A 3,483-nucleotide genomic window follows, 5' to 3' on the forward strand; every position below is an offset into this window, starting at 1 on the left:
CAATAGGGCCAGACGCGCACGCGGAACCTCCTCGCCGGAAAACCGAAGTACCAAACCATCCATCGCAGTGCTCCCAACCGAATCAGAGCACCCAGCGAATCACACCCGAACGTCAATGCAAAATGCGCCCGAAATCCCGTTAACCTGAATTCCCAACCGTGTGGCCGTGCCCGCCTATCCTTGCGGCTCCGCGAGAATTCGGCTAAGGCCCGCCTTTGTCGCCAGGGAGCAGAAGCTTGGACGATCAACGTGCCGACGTCGCCATCATCATGGGCAGCCAGTCCGACTGGGCGACCATGCGCCACGCGGCCGAAACACTGGAGACACTGGGCATCCCGCACAGGAGGCTGATCATCTCCGCGCATCGTACGCCGGACCGCCTCTATGAGTTCGCCAATGGCGCCAAGGCGGCCGGTTACAAGGTAATCATCGCCGGCGCCGGCGGTGCGGCACACCTGCCCGGCATGACGGCAGCGATGACGCCGCTGCCGGTATTCGGCGTGCCGGTGGAATCGAAGGCGCTGTCCGGCCAGGATTCGCTGCTCTCCATTGTCCAGATGCCAGCCGGCATTCCGGTCGGCACCCTGGCCATCGGCAAGGCCGGTGCGGTCAACGCCGCCCTCCTGGCTGCCGCCGTGCTGGCGCTGAACGACGACAAGCTTGCCCAGCGCCTCGATGCCTGGCGCGCCTCGCAGACCGCCAAGGTCGCGGCTGAACCGACGGATACGCCGTGAGCCTGCCCGCCGGAGCGACCATCGGCATCATCGGCGGCGGCCAACTCGGCCGCATGCTGGCGATATCAGCCGCTCGCCTCGGCTACCGCACGGTCGTGCTCGAGCCGCAAGCGGACTGCCCCGCGGCGCAGGTCGCCAACCGTCAGATAACGGCCGCTTATGACGACCAGACAGCCCTTGCCGAACTGGCGGCTGGCAGTGCGGTCGTGACCTACGAGTTCGAGAACGTTCCGGTTGCGGCCGCCAATGCGCTTGCCGCGACAGTCCCGGTCTACCCACCGGCGCGGGCGCTCGATGTGGCGCAGGACCGGGTGAGCGAGAAGACATTCCTCAATGGCATTGGCATTGCCACCGCCGATTTCCGCCCGGTCGACAGCGACCATGACCTGGGCTCGGCGCTGAAGGCATTCGGCGGCAGCGGCATATTGAAGACGCGGCGCATGGGCTATGACGGCAAGGGCCAGCGCGTCTTCCGCGACATGGAGGCGGGCGGCCTTGCGGGCACCTGCCAGGCAATGGGCGGTGTGCCGCTGGTCCTGGAAAGTTTGGTGCCGTTCGAGCGCGAGATCTCGGTGATCGCGGCGCGTGGGCTGGATGGCGCGGTCGCCGCCTACGATCCGGCCGAGAACGTCCATCGCAACGGCATTCTTCACACATCGACCTTGCCGGCCGGCATCGAGCCCGCGACAGCGGAAGCAGCGCGAACGGCCGCATCGAAGATATTGTCGGCCCTCGACTATGTCGGCGTCATCGGCGTCGAGTTTTTCGCGCTGGCCGATGGTTCTCTACTGGCCAACGAGATCGCGCCGCGTGTCCACAATTCCGGCCACTGGACCGAGGCCGCTTGCGTCGTTTCGCAGTTCGAGCAGCATATCCGTGCTGTCGCCGGCCTGCCGCTCGGAAGCACGGACCGCCATTCCGACTGCGTAATGGAAAACCTGATCGGCGACGACGTGCTGCGCGTCCCGGAACTGCTCGCCGAGCCCGACCTGATGCTGCATCTATACGGCAAGGCGGAAGCACGTCCCGGCCGCAAGATGGGCCATTTCACCCGGATCAGCCGTCGCACCTAACCCCGGAAACGGACTATTGCACCTCATCGCTTTCGTCCTCGTCGGGACTGGCGCAGCTCGCATCGCCTTCCTCGCAATTGGCCGAGGCGGCAAGCTGCTTGATGCGATTATAGGTCAATCTGGCCAAGCATTGCGAGACCTCCATCGAATAGATCGAGCCGCCGGCGCTGGCCGCGGCAGAATGGGCGCACTCGGCGTCGCGGAAGGTGATCCATGCTCGTTGCGCCGTCTGCAGTAATTTCTTGTCGTCGGCATCATCGGAACTGATGAGGTTCCGGTAGGTTGCGTTGAGCTTGGCATCGGCGGCTGGTAATCCTCGCCGGCACAGATGTTCATCATCTGCTGGCTGTCGTCGCCGCGGTCGCATTCTTGCGCGCCGGATGCCGCGGTCGTTGCCAGCACGGCAAGGCAGGCAGGCAGGAAAACTCGGCTCATCTTCATCCCCAAATCATTTCGCTATGAACAGCATCATCCCAGGCGGCCACAGGCCCCGCAATGCCGTCAAGGGCGGATGGCGGATATTTGATGATAGGGGCCATCGATATCGGCTATGAAGCACGCTTGCGGTTGACATGGACAAGGCTCCTCGTTTATGAGCCACCCACAGTTCAAAGGCGCGTCTTCTGGCGCGCCTTAAAATTTCGACCCAGACCGGGTCCACACCGACAGGCAAGACCATGAAGATCAAGAATTCGCTCAAGGCGCTGAAGGCGCGTCATCGCGACAACCAGCTGGTTCGCCGCAAGGGCCGCGTATACATCATCAACAAGACCGCCCCGCGCTATAAGGCGCGTCAGGGCTGAGCTTTCGGACGTAGGCTTTTTGCCTCGGCCATTGATGTTTGTCGTCGGCCTGCCGACCTCCTCACGCTAAAATCACTTTGACGTTCCGCCGCCCGGGGTTAAACTCGGGCGATGCGGATTCCTGTTGCATTTTTCACGGCTCTTGTTCTTTCCGGCAGTCTTTCCTTGCCGACCCGGGCCGATGACCAAGCGGCTGCACCCGCGGCTCCGGCAACCCCGGACGCGCCGCCGGCGGCACCGACCAAACAAGCCCGCCTCGACCAGCTGTTCACCGATCTCAAACGCGAGCGCAATGAAAAAGCGGCCGAGCGCATTTCCGGCAACATCTGGAACGAGTGGTTCCAATCCGGCAGCGCTTCGATCGACCTGATGATGCAGTGGTCGCAAAAAGCGATGGACAATCAGAAGTTCGACGTCGCGCTCGACTTCCTCGACCAGGTGGTGGTCTTGCAGCCTAGCTATGCGGAAGGCTGGAACCGGCGCGCCACCGTGCATTTCATGATGAAGAACTACGGCAAGTCGATGTCCGACATCGACCATGCGCTGCAGCTCGAGCCGCGCCATTTCGGTGCATTGTCGGGCCTCGCGCAGATCATGGCTCAGACCGGCCACAAGCAGTCGGCGCTCGATGCCTGGCAGAAGGTACTGGCGATCTATCCGATGATGCGCAGCGCCCAGGACCAGGTCGCCACGCTCTCCGAAGAGCTTGCCGGCGAAGGCATATGATAATCTAAGGCAGTAGGGGAATAGGGCAGTAAGGCAGTAAGAGAGTTGCCTGGAAGTACCTACCTACTGCCCTACTGCCCTACTGCCCTACTGCCCTACTGCCCTACTGCCCTACTGCCCTACTGCCCTACTGCCCTACTGCCCTAC

Annotated in this window: 5 protein-coding genes; 4 read left to right on the plus strand and 1 reads right to left on the minus strand. The window is 62.9% G+C overall.

The genetic code is table 11. From position 1 onward, the window contains the following. Positions 1-236: 236 nt before the first annotated feature. Together purE and NKJ26_RS33170 are read left to right on the plus strand one after the other, a co-directional pair. The gene (gene purE, locus NKJ26_RS33165) at positions 237-734 is read left to right on the plus strand and encodes a 5-(carboxyamino)imidazole ribonucleotide mutase (protein WP_352700049.1); all 498 of its coding nucleotides are present in this window, start codon (positions 237-239) and stop codon (positions 732-734) included. Continuing rightward, the gene (locus NKJ26_RS33170) at positions 731-1,807 is read left to right on the plus strand and encodes a 5-(carboxyamino)imidazole ribonucleotide synthase (protein ID WP_352700051.1); all 1,077 of its coding nucleotides are present in this window, start codon (positions 731-733) and stop codon (positions 1,805-1,807) included. Before purE ends, NKJ26_RS33170 begins: the two co-directional genes overlap by 4 nt. A gap of 13 nt (positions 1,808-1,820) precedes the next feature. Here NKJ26_RS33170 and NKJ26_RS33175 read toward each other — a convergent pair whose 3' ends face one another. Continuing rightward, positions 1,821-2,174, minus strand: a complete 354-nt coding sequence (locus NKJ26_RS33175) for a lysozyme inhibitor LprI family protein (RefSeq protein WP_352700053.1) — start codon at positions 2,172-2,174, stop codon at positions 1,821-1,823. Between the two features lie 310 nt (positions 2,175-2,484). On the opposite strand from NKJ26_RS33175, the gene ykgO reads away from it, so the two are divergent. Both ykgO and NKJ26_RS33185 read left to right on the plus strand, forming a co-directional pair. Next, positions 2,485-2,610 (plus strand): type B 50S ribosomal protein L36, encoded by a 126-nt coding sequence (ykgO, locus tag NKJ26_RS33180; RefSeq protein WP_006327841.1) that lies wholly within the window; start codon positions 2,485-2,487, stop codon positions 2,608-2,610. Between the two features lie 111 nt (positions 2,611-2,721). Then, complete coding sequence (locus tag NKJ26_RS33185) at positions 2,722-3,336, plus strand: tetratricopeptide repeat protein (RefSeq protein ID WP_352700055.1); 615 nt, start codon at positions 2,722-2,724, stop codon at positions 3,334-3,336. Positions 3,337-3,483 lie beyond the last annotated feature (147 nt).

It is taken from the genome of Mesorhizobium sp. M0152 (assembly GCF_040322415.1).
Taxonomy (GTDB): domain Bacteria; phylum Pseudomonadota; class Alphaproteobacteria; order Rhizobiales; family Rhizobiaceae; genus Mesorhizobium.

Bases quoted from the DNA above. Each gene is read 5' to 3' on its own strand.
- NKJ26_RS33175 (WP_352700053.1), bottom strand. From the start codon at position 2,174: ATGCGACCGCGGCGACGACAGCCAGCAGATGATGAACATCTGTGCCGG.
- ykgO (WP_006327841.1), top strand. From the start codon at position 2,485: ATGAAGATCAAGAATTCGCTCAAGGCGCTGAAGGCGCGTCATCGCGAC.
- NKJ26_RS33185 (WP_352700055.1), top strand. From the start codon at position 2,722: ATGCGGATTCCTGTTGCATTTTTCACGGCTCTTGTTCTTTCCGGCAGT.